The 15400-nt window shown below is 42.2% G+C and carries 14 protein-coding genes; 2 read left to right on the forward strand and 12 right to left on the reverse strand.

Features of this window, described 5'->3' with window-relative positions:
• Positions 1-40 precede the first annotated feature (40 nt).
• Positions 41-2158 carry a T9SS type A sorting domain-containing protein gene (locus C4S61_RS07245; RefSeq protein WP_103924113.1) on the reverse strand — a complete coding sequence of 706 codons (2118 nt, stop codon included), beginning with the start codon at positions 2156-2158 and terminating at the stop codon, positions 41-43.
• Positions 2159-2284: 126 nt separating this feature from the next.
• Here C4S61_RS07245 and C4S61_RS07250 point away from each other — a divergent pair, with 126 nt between their 5' ends.
• The gene (locus tag C4S61_RS07250; RefSeq protein ID WP_103924114.1) at positions 2285-3088 is read left to right on the forward strand and encodes a hypothetical protein; all 804 of its coding nucleotides are present in this window, start codon (positions 2285-2287) and stop codon (positions 3086-3088) included.
• Between the two features lie 152 nt (positions 3089-3240).
• On the opposite strand, the gene C4S61_RS07255 is transcribed toward C4S61_RS07250, so the two are convergent.
• The 10 genes from C4S61_RS07255 to rpsT all read right to left on the reverse strand — a co-directional run bounded on the left by C4S61_RS07255 (position 3241) and on the right by rpsT (position 12664).
• Entirely contained in the window at positions 3241-4269 is a 1029-nt protein-coding gene (locus tag C4S61_RS07255; RefSeq protein ID WP_103924115.1) for a Gfo/Idh/MocA family protein, read from the reverse strand.
• A complete protein-coding gene (gene yiaK / locus C4S61_RS07260) occupies positions 4269-5279 on the reverse strand; it encodes a 3-dehydro-L-gulonate 2-dehydrogenase (RefSeq protein ID WP_103924116.1) in 1011 nt (336 codons plus the stop codon). Before yiaK ends, C4S61_RS07255 begins: the two co-directional genes overlap by 1 nt.
• Before the next feature lie 147 nt (positions 5280-5426).
• The gene (locus tag C4S61_RS07265) at positions 5427-6233 is read right to left on the reverse strand and encodes a zinc-dependent peptidase (RefSeq protein WP_235009855.1); all 807 of its coding nucleotides are present in this window, start codon (positions 6231-6233) and stop codon (positions 5427-5429) included.
• Between the two features lie 23 nt (positions 6234-6256).
• Positions 6257-7822 carry a ribonuclease Y gene (rny, locus tag C4S61_RS07270; RefSeq protein WP_103924117.1) on the reverse strand — a complete coding sequence of 522 codons (1566 nt, stop codon included), beginning with the start codon at positions 7820-7822 and terminating at the stop codon, positions 6257-6259.
• A gap of 66 nt (positions 7823-7888) precedes the next feature.
• On the reverse strand, positions 7889-8173 hold the full coding sequence (locus tag C4S61_RS07275) for a cell division protein ZapA (RefSeq protein WP_103924118.1): 285 nt from the start codon (positions 8171-8173) through the stop codon (positions 7889-7891).
• A 1-nt stretch (position 8174) separates the two neighbouring features.
• Complete coding sequence (locus C4S61_RS07280; protein WP_103924119.1) at positions 8175-8459, reverse strand: hypothetical protein; 285 nt, start codon at positions 8457-8459, stop codon at positions 8175-8177.
• Positions 8460-8461: 2 nt separating this feature from the next.
• A complete protein-coding gene (gene pheT, locus C4S61_RS07285; RefSeq protein ID WP_103924120.1) occupies positions 8462-10876 on the reverse strand; it encodes a phenylalanine--tRNA ligase subunit beta in 2415 nt (804 codons plus the stop codon).
• A gap of 107 nt (positions 10877-10983) precedes the next feature.
• Positions 10984-11601, reverse strand: coding sequence for a DUF1684 domain-containing protein (locus C4S61_RS07290; RefSeq protein ID WP_103924121.1), 618 nt, complete (start codon positions 11599-11601; stop codon positions 10984-10986).
• Positions 11602-12297, reverse strand: a complete 696-nt coding sequence (radC, locus tag C4S61_RS07295) for a RadC family protein (RefSeq protein WP_103924122.1) — start codon at positions 12295-12297, stop codon at positions 11602-11604.
• 112 nt (positions 12298-12409) lie between these two features.
• A complete protein-coding gene (gene rpsT, locus C4S61_RS07300) occupies positions 12410-12664 on the reverse strand; it encodes a 30S ribosomal protein S20 (protein ID WP_103924123.1) in 255 nt (84 codons plus the stop codon).
• Positions 12665-12875: 211 nt separating this feature from the next.
• Between rpsT and C4S61_RS07305 the strand changes: the two genes are divergently transcribed.
• Entirely contained in the window at positions 12876-13814 is a 939-nt protein-coding gene (locus C4S61_RS07305) for a zinc dependent phospholipase C family protein (protein WP_235009857.1), read from the forward strand.
• A 65-nt stretch (positions 13815-13879) separates the two neighbouring features.
• Here the strand turns inward: C4S61_RS07305 and C4S61_RS07310 are convergent, their stop codons facing one another.
• Positions 13880-15184, reverse strand: a complete 1305-nt coding sequence (locus C4S61_RS07310; protein WP_103924124.1) for a pyridoxal phosphate-dependent aminotransferase — start codon at positions 15182-15184, stop codon at positions 13880-13882.
• Between the last annotated feature and the right edge of the window lie 216 nt (positions 15185-15400).

Raw genomic sequence — 15400 nt, forward strand, 5'->3', positions numbered from 1 at the left:
AACTTAAAAATTCTTCAAACAATCACCTAGGAATTATTTGTCATCTTTCAACCAAAATCTTTTCTGCAATTACTCCTTCCCTCAAAATTAAATGTAAAACATATATTCCTTTTGGAAGATCCCTTACTTCGATTCTTTTAGGAGAGCCAATAATTTTTTGATCTGACGATTTAAGTAATCTTCCATTCATATCATATATACTATACCCCAAAATTTCAAAGTTTTCATCAACGTCTAAATCATTATTTTTTGGAATAATTGAAATTGACTCACTTGCAGGGTTAGGAGTAATATTTATTGCTCTACAATTTGAACAATTATTTACTGTCACATACAAGGAAGAGGATTGTCCTTGAGCACATGAATTTACAGGCACTACGGTTACATTTCCACTTGAAGTGCCAACTGTAACGGTGATTGAATTACCTAATCCAGAACCTCCTCCTGTCCAATCACTTGGTAACTGCCAATTATAGCTTGTGGCTCCGGGGACTGCTGAAACCGGATATGTGAGTATATGATTAGTATAAACGTAAGTACCCCCAGAAATTGATCCCGCTGCGCTGGGTTTTCCTACCCAAAACGTTTTGTCATAAGTTTTAGAATTACATAATCCGGAAACAGTAAATCGTATTTTGACTTCTCCTGAGACGGAGGTGTTTGAAATAGAAACAATCGCACTTTTGCCAGTTCCTGATGAAGGAGAAGATAAAAGTGAAGCACCTTGAATAATGGACCAGCTTATTGATAAATCTATAGGTGCATTTTGCAAAGTAAAAGTGAAACTACTACAAACCAGATCAGGACCATTAGCAGAAGGGAAAATTTTACTTCCGGGAGAGCTGGTCAAGGTGTTAATTGCAACAATTCCTTCATTATTTGGATCTAAATATTGACACAAAAGTGACCAAGAGCGACTAAGCGTAACAGAATAGGTATCAAAATCTTCGAAATTTGAGCAGTTTGGCACCCCTGAACCGCTTCTTAAAGATCCTATTACCCGTTTGGACTGGTTTAAAGTTGGGCTACCGGAACTAATGGTTTCTGGAAAACCATTAGTCGTCGAATAACTCCAAACACCGTAAACCTCTCCAGGTTCAATAATTGGAGTAGCTGTTCCCCCTGCTAAGTACTTCATCACATCTCCTTTTGGATGATGAATACCTGTAATGGAAGTAATAGGTTCGTCAATAATACTCCATCCTAAATATGCCACTGGATTTTCGGAGAAAACCCTGCTGGTTCCTGGATTGGTAGATAATTCTAGAAACCTTAAATCATTTGATGCATCCAGCCCAAGTTGGGTAGCACCCTGCACAAAATACATCTGTGAACCGTTTGTAGTTGGATTACATTGTGGACTCTTGTAATGAAAAATAAATTTTAAATCTGGAACCATGTAACCAGCAATTCCATGAATCATTGCCAAGAACAATGGTCTTTTATTTTGTGCCCCATTTTTTACTAAATACCCCGTGCCTCTTAAGCTGATTATTCCTGGAAAATTTGGGTCTGAATTATCAGTGTAAGAAAGTAAAGCAACAGCCTTAGACTCTACGTCCATATTGGTAAAACAGGTAATATTCTGGAGACATGAGGCAGAACATCCAAAACCTGTACAATTAATTCCTGCAATTTTTGATGCTTCGAATTTGTTTACACCAAAAAAGTCATAAATAATGTGACCGATGTTTGAAATTTCAACTTTGCTAATAGAACCCTCATTTTCATTTTCTATCAATAAAATTCTAATCTTATCTCCAGGAATAAATCCTGGATCAAAATTCCTAACTCTAGTTACGTCTTCAGAAATGATTGGTCCCAAAATATAGGATTCCTCATCATTTATTATGAAAAGCTCTGCACTCTTAGAAAGCTCTATAAGACTAAAATTTACACTCAAGGTATTTGAGTGGGGAGATAATATTTCAATTTCTCTTAAAATTTTCCCATCCCGTTTTGTTATTGGAATAGATTCGAAGTCCATTTTAAATACCAAGCTTTTACCAATATTAATTGGCTCATCGAAAGATTTTTGGTCTTGAAGACCCAAAAATAACCCTGTTAAAAATTCTTGTTTACCCAAGAATTCAGGGACGAATGGAGATTTGAAAGAAGAAATTTTTGCCGGGATTTTGGATGAATCAACTTTTTCCACTTTAGCTTGTCCGTTTGCTTTCCCTAGCTGAAAATTGAAATAAATAAAATGAGGAAAATGAAATACTTTTTCATAAACTAAGCGTTTAAATTTTGCACTTTAATTTAAAAAAAACTTACAGAAAACATGAAAACTAAAGTGATTTTATTTTTTGCAATCTTTGGCCTTGTCGGCTGTGAGGTAGTCGAAAGCGAAAACTCTCTTCCGATTACCTTAGAAGAGGAACTCAATCAAGTGTTTGTCTTGCCCATGAATCAACCAGAGGGAAAATTGAGTAGAGTAATAGTTTATGGGGGAAATTCTGAACAAGTGGATATCTCTAGGGAAATTCGCTATCCTGCATTAGGAAATATTACGCTGGAAATTTTAAGGGATAAGAATCAGGATACTGTTGGAATAGGACTCAATTATTTTTCAGGAACTAATCTGGAAACTTCTCATTTTTTTAATTACGAAAATGGTAAACCAGTTTGGTGGTCTACGAAAGAGTACGAATATCTTTCTGGAAATCGCATTGATAAAATTTTTCAAACAAGTGCAGTTAAAGAAAGAAGCCTTCTGGCTCAATACCGTTACAATTCACAAAACTTGCTGACCCAAATTGAATATCCTTTTTTAAACGGTGTAGAATTGATGGTTTACGAATACGATTCTTTGGGAAGAATCAGCCGGGAATGGAAATCCGGCGCAGGACAGGAAGATTTCAAAATTGATTACTTGGTGTATCGGTATAATACTAAGAGCTTACTTGAGGCAAAAGAATCAGGAATCCGGGGAATAATAAGTGAGAATCGCCAGGATGCATTCCAGTATTTTTATAACGAAAAAGGAAGAATCATCAAGCAAAAAGAATTTGATCCTTATTTCGAATTTCAGCAGAAAAGTTGGGCTGAATTCTTTTATTATAATCAAGTAGGTGATCAAAACTAATATATAAAAAAATTGGCAATTTCAGCCAAAGAGCCATCAAAATCCAATTTTAGATTCTACAAATTTGATCCCAACATTGACAATTCATAGTTCAGGGTACCTTTACCTGAGAATTCTTTTTTATTTTCCTTGGTGTTGACCTTTACACGCTATTACTTATCCAAAAAAGGAAACTCTACCATTTGTCCCACTTTAGATGAAAAATAGATCGCCCGGATCAACTCCACGGATTTTCGGGCGGTTTTTCCATCGACTACCGGATTCAAGTCTTCCTTGATCGCTTTGATAAATAACCTCCACTGCTCCAAGTGCAATTGGTGGCCGATTGCAGTAGGGTCTGAAGCTCCGGATCCGCCAGAATTTTCAGTTGGCTTGATTGTTTCTGAGCTCCCTCTGATATTCCATTGAGTCAGTTTACCGGCTTCCAGAATGGCACTTCCTTCCGTGCCGAAAATCTCAATCCGCTCCGGATATCCGGGATAAAGCGCGGTCGCAGAAGTGATATTCCCCAAGGCTCCGTTTTTAAAATTCACGATGGCTGCTCCCAAATCTTCCCCCTCAATAGGATACAAAGTCGTCTGTACTTGTCCAAAAACACTTTTCACGTCCCCCATCAAATCCAGAAGCAAATCTATCGTATGAATTCCCTGATTGATCAAAGCCCCTCCCCCATCAGCCATCAAGGTTCCTTTCCAATTGCTGGTGGAATAATAGGCGGAATCTCTGAACCAATTCACATAGGCATTGCCCATGAGGAGTCGTCCAAAAACACCCCCTGAAACTGCGCTCTTCAACTTTTGATAATCTTCGGTAAATCGATTTTGGAAAATCACAGCCAGCTTTACTCCACTCTCTGAACATGCTGCGATCAATTCATCCGTTCGCTGAAGGTTGATTTCAATCGGTTTTTCGATCATCAGGTGTTTTCCTGCTTTTGCGGCAGCTAAGGCCGGCTCCAAATGCATCCCACTGGGCGTACAGACACAGACGATATCCAAGCCGGGCACAATCAAAAATTCTTTCAAATCGGTAAAAACAGGAAGTCCAAATTGAGCTTTGGCTTTTGCGGCACTTACCGGATTGGGATTATACAAAGCAACCAGTTCCGCTCCATCTATTTCGTCAATTGCCTGGGCGTGTTTTCCGGTGATTGAGCCGGTTCCGATTATTCCAATGTTCATTATTCTAGTTGTTTAAGGATTTTTTTCCAAGTGGATTCTGTCAAAGGAACCCCGTTCTTCAGGTTTTTGGCTCGGGTTTCCAGGACTTTTTCTCCGGGAAACCGAACACCTTCCCCTTCAAAAACGGCAGAATTTTTAAGATTATTAAGTACGCTTTCGGTCTTGGACTCTATCCAATCCATCAATTCCAACTTGACCGGGTCAAAGCACAGAAAAACCTGCGAAAGACCATACTCATCGCCATTGTGATCAACTTCATGCGTAGAATTGCCTCCGGAAAGAACCGTGGCCAGCAAGTCCAAAACCAATGAAAGCCCTGCTCCTTTCCACAAGCCCATGGGCAAAGCGAGGTGATTTTCAAGGATTACTTTTGGGTCTTTGGTAAGATTCCCAGTCAAATCAAATCCTCCCTCAAAAGGCAACTCCTGACCTTTTTGCGCATACAAACTCATTTGACCATAGGCAAATTGAGACATCGCCATATCCAGGACGACGGGGGATTGCTTTCCTGGTATCGCAATGACCAACGGATTGTTGCCAATTATGGGCTCACTGCCTCCCCAAGTTGGCATATTGGGTTTGGTATTGGTAAAGCAGATTCCGATGCAGCCTGCTTCGATTGCCTGCCAACCGAAATTCCCTCCCCGCATCCAATGATTGGTTTGGGCAAGTGCAACACACCCGATCCCAAATTCTTTGGAGAGGCTGATCGCTCGATCCATGGAAAACTCGGCATTCAGATTTCCAGGACCCAAATTCCCATCCCATCGTTCAAAAACCGCAATTTTACTTGCCAGAGTCGGCGAATTTTGAGGTTTGACAAAGCCCTTTTCTATAAATTCCAAAAACAGCGGAAAGCGATTTACACCATGTGACCGAACCCCATCCAGATCTGCTTTGGCAAACAGTGTGGCACATCGATTCGCCCGACTTTCTTCAAACCCATAGTGCAGCAAAACCTTCTTCAGGCCGGAAACCAACTCGTCAAATGGAATCAGTATATCATTCATATTCAGTTAAGGAAAGAAAAAATGATCAGAAATCCGAAACTCAATTAATAGTCTTTCAGCATGGAAACAGCTCTTTTGCAAAACTGAATACATACTCCCCAAGGGTCTCTAAGCATGACTAAATGGGATCCAACCTGTAAAATATCATCACTCATTGGTTTTTGCCCAGACTCTTGGATCCTGTTTCAACAATCGGACGAGCGATTGATAAAGCTCCGGTCTTGTGTTAAAAAACTCCCAGGGTCTTTCAAAAAAATTCTCCAGAGCAACGGCAAAAAACTCATGTTCATTCAATGTAGCCGCATTCCTAAAGAGTGGGTTTACTCCAGATTTCACATTTTCCAGTTCGGTCGGCACGAGTTTTTTGTAAGCTTTCCAGGCCTGAGTCTCGAATTCCTTTTCACCATCAGAATCAATTAGATGAGCCAGTTTGAGTGCGTGAGCTATCTCATGAATCCCGAGATTAACACCGTCTTTTTCATCCAAAAACCCTTCAACGAAGCAGCGCCAGGACACTACGATCAACCCAAACCTGGGATTTACTTCTCCACGATGGTAGGTTTTATTGGAATTGCTGAAATAGGTGTTGGGATAGACCAGAATGGTGTGAAAATGAGCAAGCCGGAGCCTTTTCCAGCCAAAAGTAACCATGGTGATGGTCGCGCTGATCAGCACTTCCATCTCATTAGTCACTTCATTCAGTCCTCCTCTGGCTACGAACTTTTTAGAGGAGAGAATCAACTCGAGTTTCGAAAGAAACTCCTTTTTGTGAATGGGATTTAACCGGCCATAAAAGGGAAAGTACTTTTCCAAGAAAATGATATCCCCTTGAGTCAACTTTCGCTTATACAACAAAAAGCGGGTCTGTTTCAACCACCAACTGACTCGACGCATCAAATAATAAGCAGGTATCATAACAAACAAAATGGCAACTACTTTAAAGGTAATTGCCATCTGGTATTGATCCAAATAAGATTTTATCTCGCGTAATTGACCGCTCTCATTTCCCGAATCACGGTCACTTTGATCTGGCCAGGATACTGCATTTCTTTTTCAATTTTCTGAGAAATGTCAAAGGAAAGCTTACCGGCCGTCTGATCGTCCACGTTGTCTGCATCTACCAAAATTCGAAGTTCACGACCTGCCTGCATGGCAAAGCATTTATTCACTCCATCAAAGGCCAATGCCAGTTCTTCAAGTTCCTTTAGGCGCTTGATGTAACTATCCATGATTTCCCGTCGTGCTCCCGGTCTGGAGCCGGATATCGCATCGCAAGCTTGAACTATAGGCGAGATCATGGAGGTCATCTCGATCTCATCATGGTGAGCTCCGATAGCATTGCAGATTTCGGGATTTTCTTTGTAGCGTTTTGCCAATTCCATTCCCAATACAGCATGTGGCAATTCCTGCTCTTCAGGCCAAACTTTCCCGATGTCATGAAGTAATCCTGCACGCTTGGCTAGTTTGGCATTCAATCCCATTTCGGCAGCCATGGTTGCGGCTAACTTGGCCACTTCCCTGGAATGTTGGAGTAGATTCTGTCCGTAGGAAGATCGGAACCTCAATCGACCAACCAAGCGGATTAATTCCGGATGAAGGCCGTGTATTCCCAAATCGATGCAGGTACGTTCGCCGATTTCCACGATTTCTTCTTCGATGTTTTTCTCAGTCTTTGCAACTACCTCTTCGATTCTTGCAGGATGGATTCTGCCATCCTGCACCAATCTGTGAAGTGAAAGTCTGGCGATCTCTCTTCTAACCGGATCAAACCCGGAGATAATGATTGCTTCGGGGGTGTCATCTACGACGATTTCAACTCCAGTGGCAGCCTCGAGCGCACGGATATTTCTTCCTTCACGACCGATAATCTTACCTTTGATATCGTCACTTTCGATATTGAAGACGGATACGCAGTTTTCGACCGCATGCTCTGTCGCAGTCCGCTGAATGGTATCCAAAACGATCTTTTTAGCCTGTTTGGTAGCCGTTATCTTAGCTTCATCCAGAATATCTTTGATCTGTGAAGATGCCTTGGACTGGGCTTCCTCAGTCAGCATGGTGATGATTTGCTCTTTGGCTTCTTCTCTCGTAAGTCCTGCAACCTTTTCCAGGTCTGCAATTCGCTGATTGGTGATTCGATCAAGCTCGTCTTTTTTCACCTGAACAGCATGAAGCTGGGCGCTTAGATTCTCTTTTTTGCTGTCCAGCTCGGCTTCTTTACGCTTGAGTGCTTCCTGTTCTTTGGATACTTGACTTTGGAGTTGTTTGACCTTGTTTTCGTTGGTGATGATGATATTCTTTTTATTGTTCATCTCCTCATCAAACTCCGACTTCAACTTCAGATATTTCTCTTTCGCTTCGAGGATTTTGTCCTTTTTGATGGTCTCAGCTGTCAGTTCAGCCTCCCGAAGCATGGATTTGACTTTTTCTCGGGTCTCCTCTTCCAACTTTGCATTTTTATTTTTGATGAAAAATCCCGCCAATGCGGCACCTCCACCCAGACCTGCCAGTGCGGCAAGGATGATAAATAGTACGTCTGCCATAGGTATTTATATAGTTAAACTACCTCTCCGGCTCCAAAAATCCCAGAAACAAGTGGATATCAATAATCAGACAGCTTTGGCTAGCAAGGCTGAAATATGGGAAAGACTCTTTCGAACATGTTCGCTGTCTTCTGCATTTACCTCATTGGTCTCCAGGGACTCTACCATGCAGTCAAATGCGACCATAGCCAGCAAATCCTGAAAATCATCCAAACCAAATTCGGCTTTATATTTCCTCAATTTTTCATTAATCAACTTCCCTGCATGTCTAATTTTAGCCTCGTCTTCAGGCTTGACACGCATGGGATATTCCCTTTCTCCGATTTTCACTCTGATGGCCAGCGTCTCCATATCATTCGGAAAGGTATGTGATCAAATGATCGATTTCTTGTATATAATTATTGATTAAGTCACTCATTTCGGTGGCATCCTCTGGATTCACCGGTCGGTTGTCCACAATGTTACTAATTTTAATCTTATTTTTAAAATGATGGATTTCCTGCTCTTTTTCTTCAATTCCCTGCTCAAGTTCGGCTAATCGAGCCTTTAACTGCTCATTCTCAGCGGTCACCGTTTCCAGTTTTTTACTAACCAAGGAGGCCAGCTTTTCTAATTTTAGCAGTTCTTCGTGAATCATTTTTAGCTTCGGATGATAGCGCCTACCTGATCCTGGAAGGCCTGAATGAATTTACTCATAGTTTTCTCAATTACCTTATCGGTCAGTGTATTTTCCTGATCCTGTAAATAAAAACTCAAAGCATAGGCCTTTTTGCCAGAATCAATTTTATCTCCCTCGTACACATCAAATACTCCAATCCGCCTCAACAGCTTCCCACCTGCCTTTTCAGCTACTGCCTTTACCTGATCATAGGTCACGGCCTTGTCAATCACCAAAGAAAGATCTCTTCGCACTTCCGGAAACTTGGAGATTTCCTGAAATCTCTTCAATCCTGATGCTTTTTTAGTCAAAAGATCCCAATCCAATTCAGCAAACCAAACATCCTGACGAACTTCAGCAAGTTTGAGGATTTTTTCATCGACCAAACCCACAGAACCCAATACCTTTTCTCCTAGTTTCAAAGTTAATCCATAGCTGAAAGGTGCCGATTCGATCATAGAAACCTGGCCCAACTCAATATTCAATCGTTCCAAAATACGTTCTATTGTCATGTAAAGATCCGAAAACCCAAAAGGCTTCTCAGGTTCAATCCAACTTTCAGCAGAACGATTTCCGGAGTGGAAAATTGCAAGACGTCGACCTTCTTTATATCCCTCTGCAACCTTTTGGTACACCGTGCCAAATTCAAAACACTTCAAATCGGTCTGTCTTCTGTTGATATTATGAGCCAAAACCTCCAATCCATTGAATAGCAGGGTCTGCCGCATCACACCCAGGTCTTCACTCAGTTTGTTGAAAATCTCAACATTCAACGCCGGATCCAAAAAGCCGGATTTGTCTGCATAGACCGGCTTGGTCAGGCTGTTGGTGATCAATTCGAAGTAGCCTTGGCTGGCTAGCATTTCGGTCATTCGATATTGAAGCTTGTTCAGATCCTTAACCGGATGCTCGGCGAGATAATCTGTGCGTAGATTCTCTGAAAGCTCAACTTGGTGAAATCCGTGAATCCGCAGGACTTCCTCGATGATATCCGCCTCACGGGTGACATCCACTCGATAAGGCTTCACAATCGCAGTGAATCCATCATTTGTCTCGTTTTCAACTTTGATATCGAGACTTTCCAGAATAGATTTCACTTCAGATGGATCGATTTTCTTTCCAATCAGACGATTAATATGACCGTAGCTCACTTCAATCACAAAATCCTGTGCGGGGTTTGGATATAAATCGATGATTTCGGAAGCGACTTTTCCACCTGCAATGTCCTGAAGGAGACTTACTGCCTGCTTCAGGGCATATACAGGCATGTTGGGATCCGTTCCTCGTTCGAATCGGAAAGATGCATCGGTCTTCAATCCGTGAAATTGCGCTCCTTTGCGAATCACATCCGGTGAAAAGTAAGCAGATTCAAGGAAAATCGAAGTCGTATCATCACTCACTCCCGAGTGATTTCCTCCAAAAATTCCTGCGATGCAAAGTCCTCCCTGAGGATCACAGATCATGAGTTCATCTCCGGAAAGTTTCCGTTCTTTTTCATCCAAAGTCACAAACGGAGTACCCTTGGGAAGTTTTCGCACGATAATCTTTCCTTCGGAAATCTTATCCGCATCAAAGGCATGAAGCGGTTGACCCAAATCATGAAGAATGAAATTGGTGATATCAACAATATTATTGATAGGCTCGAGGTCAAGTGACCTGAGGAAATTCTGAAGCCACTGCGGGCTCGGCCCGACTTTCAGATCAGTTACAACTACTCCTGAATAGCGGGGACAATCCGAGGGGTTTTGCACTTCGACCGAGATGGAAAGCCCGGATTTCTCTATCGAGTTGGCTTTTTCCTCAGGAAGGTAAATCGGTCTTCCGAGCAGTGCTTTTAAATCTCTGGCTACACCAAGGTGCGAGGCTGCATCGGCCCGATTTGGCGTCAGTCCAATCTCCAATACCTGATCCTGCGAAACTTCGAAATAGTCGGAGGCAGGAGTTCCGTTAGGTAGGTCGGTATCCAGAATCATGATACCCGCATGGGAAGTTCCAAGGCCGATTTCATCCTCAGCACAGATCATTCCCTCGGAAGCTTGTCCTCTGATTTTGGCTTTCTTGATTTCGAAAGGATCTCCTGTGGTCGGATATAACTTTGCTCCGACTGTGGCAACCACTACTTTTTGACCCTTGGCGACATTTGGCGCACCACAGACGATCTGAGAAGGTGTTCCAGTGCCAATATCCACGGTGGTTAGGCTAAGCTTGTCAGCATCCGGATGCTTTTCACAGGTCAAAACCTCTCCGATCACGATTCCTTCCAATCCACCCGGTAAAGAAACAAACTCCTCCACTCCTTCCACTTCAAGACCGGATCGGGTCAGGAGCGCGGCGATTTCTTCGGGACTTTCTGAAAGGGCAATGTATTTTTTTAATCGATTAATCGAGATTTTCATTTACTTAGATTTTACAGGAAATGAATCCTGAATTTTAACAAAAAAGGTGCGAGGGCACCTTCTCAAAAACTGATTGACAAATTTAGAAGAAATGCAGGAGGGCTAATCTATTCCTTGTAATTTTTCTCCCCAGCTTCTATGGCAATTTCTAAAAGGTTTTCTTTTGGAGGAATCGGACAGGCATAGTCGGGATTGTAGGCGCAATAGGGATTGTATGCCAGGTTAAAGTCCAGCGTGATGCTGTTCTTTCCATCCTGACGTACGTTGAGATAGCGACCACCGCCATAAGTCTCTCTGGCACTGGTGGCATCAGCAAAGGCCAAAAAGAAATTCCGTTTATCTGCTTCATCCATCGCTTGAAGCAAAAGGAGTTTGTTTGTTTTTCCTCCCAATTCAAACTCAGCGAATGAATGCTCAATATACCGCTGAGTAGATCCATCAGTCAGCGGTACTTCACGGACTTTTTTGTTCTCTATCGGTAGTATTCGGGCTTTGACCTTGTAGGAAGGATCGATTTCATAAAAAGTCAGCTTGGTGAAAGTTCGCTTTTGTTCTTCAGTCAAGGGTGATTCGACATTAAATCGGATAAACTTAAACTGCCGCTCCCGCTCTTTTTCGATTTTTTCAACATAGGCTTCGGGGCTTTCCGCAGCTGTAAACATGTAAGCCACAGCAGCAATCACAACAAAGCCAACAGCAATAAGTAAAATGTAACTTGCCTTCATTTATAGTACGCCTTCATCGGCGAAGCTAAAATAGCCACGATCTCCAAAAATCAAATGATCCAATACAGGTAAATCCAAATCCCGACCGATTTTGACCAGTCGCTCTGTCAATCTTTTATCTTGTTCCGATGGACTCAGGTTGCCACTCGGATGATTATGTACCAAAATAATAGACTGCGCCATCTGCTCAAGCGCGATTTTAAAAACGATTTTGGGATCCACGACAGTTCCCGCGGTTCCTCCCTGACTGATGCGTTGTTTTTTTATTACAAGATTAGACCTGGTAAGCAAAATCAGGTAAAAATACTCGATAATTTCATCGTAGAGGTCGGGCTTCATTAGCTCATAAATATCTCTTGAGCTGGTAATCTTGAGCCTAACCGGAGGTTCCTGCTCTTTTCGTCTACGGCCCAATTCCAAAGCAGCAACAATTGCAATGGCTTTTGCTTCTCCGATTCCTTTAAATTTCATCAGGTCTTTGATCGACATTTTAGCCAAAGAAGCTAAATCGTAACTGACCTCTCTCAGAATCATTCGCGAAAGATCCACAGCACTGATCGTCGGTGTGCCCGAACCGATCAGAATTGCAATTAATTCTGCGTCTGAAAGTGAAGATTTACCCTTGAGGAGGAGTTTTTCCCGAGGACGATCTTCTTCTGCTAGCTCGGATATTTTAATTGAAATTGGCTGACTCATAAGCAGTTCATTAAAAAGCACTTGAACCAAAAGCGTAACTAAAATTACTCAGAAAAAGGCATAAAAAAAACCCTGCTATTCACAGGGTTTTAGAATGGTAGTCTTAAAGAAATTAACCAATCGCGTTTACGAATTTGGCTAATCTTGATTTCTTGTTACTAGCGTTGTTTTTGTGAATGACATTCTTCTTAGCCAGCTTATCCAACATAGAAGCCACTTTCTTGTAAAGCTCCATAGCCTCAACTTTATCAGTTGCTGCTTTCAACCTCTTAATGAAAGTCCTAGTGGTCTTAGCCTGATATCTGTTTCTCAAACGCTTCGCTTCGTTGGCACGAATTCTTTTCAGAGCTGATTTGTGATTTGCCATATCTCGTTTTTAAATAAAATTCTTTACGTTCCCCTATTCCGAATTGGAGTGCAAAGTTATTGTAAATAATTAATTCTGCCAAAGGAATTTAAAACATTCCTTTGAGTCTTCGCTTTTCTGAACCCAACTTATTTGGTCAAAAGCTTAAAACCTAATACAAAGATAGCTTTATTCTTTATTGAAAAGATACTTGTTTTGACTATTTTCAAGTATGAAGATTTTTATGATTTGGGCTTTTGGCTTTCTTTTTTCATCAAATTCCCCTGAAGATTGGGGATTCTATGCGCATTCCCTGATCAATCAACAGGCTGTCTACTCCCTACCCCCCGAAATGATCGGCTTTTACAAACCTCATATTCAATTCATCACCGAAAAAGCTGTAAACCCAGACCGCAGAAGATATGCGGTAGTAGGTGAAGCGGAGAAGCATTACATTGATTTGGATCATTACGGGGACAGTGCGCTTTTTATTTTGCCAAAATACTGGTTTGAGGCCGTCGAAAAGATTCCTGAAGACTCCCTCAGGCAAAATGGGATCGGCCCATGGTCAGCTTACCTGACGATGATCAGTCTGACCAAAGCCTTCGAACAGAAAAATTCTCAGGCTATTCTTCGACTTTCGGCCGACTTGGGGCACTACCTGGGAGATCTCAATGTCCCGCTTCACACCACCAAAAATTATAACGGGCAACTTACCGGACAAGAAGGAATTCATGGATTTTGGGAAAGCCGCATCCCGGAACTGATGGCAAAAGATTATTCCCTTTGGGTGGGAAAAGCTGAATATATCGAAAAGCCACAACTCGCCATCTGGGATGCAGTCGAAAATGCTCATAATCAAGTGGACAGTGTATTTAGAATCGAGCGGGAACTTACCCAAAACTTCCCCGAAGATCAGAAATTCAGCTACGAGGAGCGGAATGGACTGACAGTACGGGTTTATTCCAGAGATTTCACCGAAGCCTATGCGTTGGAGCTGGACAATCAGATCGAACGGCAGATGAAGCGCTCGATCAAAATGATCGCCGACTTTTGGTACACCGCCTGGATCAATGCAGGACAGCCGGACTTGAGTTTACTTGACCAAGCAGAAGTAGAAGAAGAAAAATTGACACCGGACCCGGGGTTGAAGGTGAGGGAACATTTGTGAGTAGTGAGAGGTAAGTTGTAAGAGGTTCCTCCACAACTTACTATTCACATTTCACCACTTACATTTTACGAAGAAAGGTACTGGACAATCGCCCTCCCAAGCCTCCTGAACGTCCCCTTAAATACTTCCTCATTTTCCTCCAATAGCGTCACCCGAAAACCTCTCAAATCCGAGCAAAAGGAAGAAATCGGCACGACACAAATCCGCTCAGCTGCAAGCAAATAGTAAACAAACCGCTTATCCAAAGGCATCTCCGGATCACTCAGCCAAGAGTCCAACAAGCTTTTCAACTTTTTATCTTCTATCGGCAAACTTTGCTCAGGTGTAAGTATTCCTTCATCAAAGACAATGGTATTGTAAAATGCGCCTTGAGTTGGATTGAATTTAATCCCGGGAATATCTCCCAAAATCTCTCGCATCCAATCGCTTCGCTTGCCGATTTGGGCATTCGCTTCTTCACGATAGGCTTGATAGTCAGGATGACTCATGATCTTAGGAATCGCCAATTGAGGCAAAATGGTGGAGCAAACCTCGATCATTTTTGCATTCTCCAGTGTCTGACAAAGCTTCGCAAATTCCTTGGAGGAATCCCGATTATAGAATTCCATCCAACCGCAACGTGCACCCGGCCATGGGAATTCCTTAGATATTCCTTTCAGCGAAATGGCGGGGCGGCTTCCAATCACCTCTGCCAAAGCCACTGCCTTGATCCCGTTATAGGTGATATTTTGGTAGATCTCGTCAGCGATCAGAAGCAAGTTGAACTCTTCTGCAATTTTCACAAATCCTTCCAAAACCTCCTTCGGATACACCATGCCTGTAGGGTTGTCGGGATTGATAATCAAAATTCCAACGATAGAAGGATTGTACTTCACCTTCATGTACAAATCCTCCATATCGGGGAGCCATTGATTGTCCGGGTCAAGCTTATAAGTAATCGGAGCGGTATTGGCGTGTGCCGCTTCTGCTGAGCTATGCGTGGAGTAAGCTGGTGAAGGCCCGATAATCCGTGCCGTTGGAATCAGAAACTGGTATAGCTTAGCAATTGCATCACCGAGCCCGTTGAAAAAAAGAATGTCTTCAGCAGTGATTTGGTTTCCGCCTTTTTCATTGTTTAGATCGGCAAGGAATTTCCGCGTTTCCAGCACTCCTTTTGAATCGGCGTAACCGTAGGTTTTATCTTCTTTGAGTAGGTCGGCAATGATGGCTTTCATCCACCCTGGTACATGATTGCTTTTCTGGATGGGATCACCGATGTTTTCCCAGGTCATGGAATAACCCAATGCTTCGATCTGACGGGCTTTCTTAACAATGCCGCGAATTTCGTAATTCAATTCTTCTGCTCCAGGTCTGAGGAGTAGCTGTCTCATAGGTCAATAGGCTGGTTTGGAAAAAATTCCAGTACAAAGAAAGAGAAAAGGGCATAGAAAAATTGGACTACCCTACAAAATTCAAAAGAATTGGAATAGTCAAGAAAGGGAGGGCTTACCGATTTACCCTTATTCTGTGAAAAGAAATGGAAAAATCTACCCTTATTCTGTGACAAGATTCTCTGAATTTACCCTTATTATATTACAAGATATTCG

Source organism: Algoriphagus boritolerans DSM 17298 = JCM 18970 (assembly GCF_900108085.1).
Taxonomy (GTDB): Bacteria; Bacteroidota; Bacteroidia; order Cytophagales; family Cyclobacteriaceae; genus Algoriphagus; species Algoriphagus boritolerans.

What these genes read in the sequence shown, in the direction of transcription:
- yiaK (WP_103924116.1), bottom strand. Translation starts at nt 5,279, where the DNA reads ATGAATGATATACTGATTCCATTTGACGAGTTGGTTTCCGGCCTGAAG.
- rpsT (WP_103924123.1), bottom strand. Translation starts at nt 12,664, where the DNA reads ATGGCAAATCACAAATCAGCTCTGAAAAGAATTCGTGCCAACGAAGCG.
- C4S61_RS07305 (WP_235009857.1), top strand. Translation starts at nt 12,876, where the DNA reads ATGAAGATTTTTATGATTTGGGCTTTTGGCTTTCTTTTTTCATCAAAT.
- C4S61_RS07280 (WP_103924119.1), bottom strand. Translation starts at nt 8,459, where the DNA reads ATGATTCACGAAGAACTGCTAAAATTAGAAAAGCTGGCCTCCTTGGTT.
- radC (WP_103924122.1), bottom strand. Translation starts at nt 12,297, where the DNA reads ATGAGTCAGCCAATTTCAATTAAAATATCCGAGCTAGCAGAAGAAGAT.
- C4S61_RS07265 (WP_235009855.1), bottom strand. Translation starts at nt 6,233, where the DNA reads ATGGCAATTACCTTTAAAGTAGTTGCCATTTTGTTTGTTATGATACCT.
- C4S61_RS07255 (WP_103924115.1), bottom strand. Translation starts at nt 4,269, where the DNA reads ATGAACATTGGAATAATCGGAACCGGCTCAATCACCGGAAAACACGCC.
- pheT (WP_103924120.1), bottom strand. Translation starts at nt 10,876, where the DNA reads ATGAAAATCTCGATTAATCGATTAAAAAAATACATTGCCCTTTCAGAA.
- C4S61_RS07250 (WP_103924114.1), top strand. Translation starts at nt 2,285, where the DNA reads ATGAAAACTAAAGTGATTTTATTTTTTGCAATCTTTGGCCTTGTCGGC.
- C4S61_RS07310 (WP_103924124.1), bottom strand. Translation starts at nt 15,184, where the DNA reads ATGAGACAGCTACTCCTCAGACCTGGAGCAGAAGAATTGAATTACGAA.
- C4S61_RS07290 (WP_103924121.1), bottom strand. Translation starts at nt 11,601, where the DNA reads ATGAAGGCAAGTTACATTTTACTTATTGCTGTTGGCTTTGTTGTGATT.
- C4S61_RS07275 (WP_103924118.1), bottom strand. Translation starts at nt 8,173, where the DNA reads ATGGAGACGCTGGCCATCAGAGTGAAAATCGGAGAAAGGGAATATCCC.
- rny (WP_103924117.1), bottom strand. Translation starts at nt 7,822, where the DNA reads ATGGCAGACGTACTATTTATCATCCTTGCCGCACTGGCAGGTCTGGGT.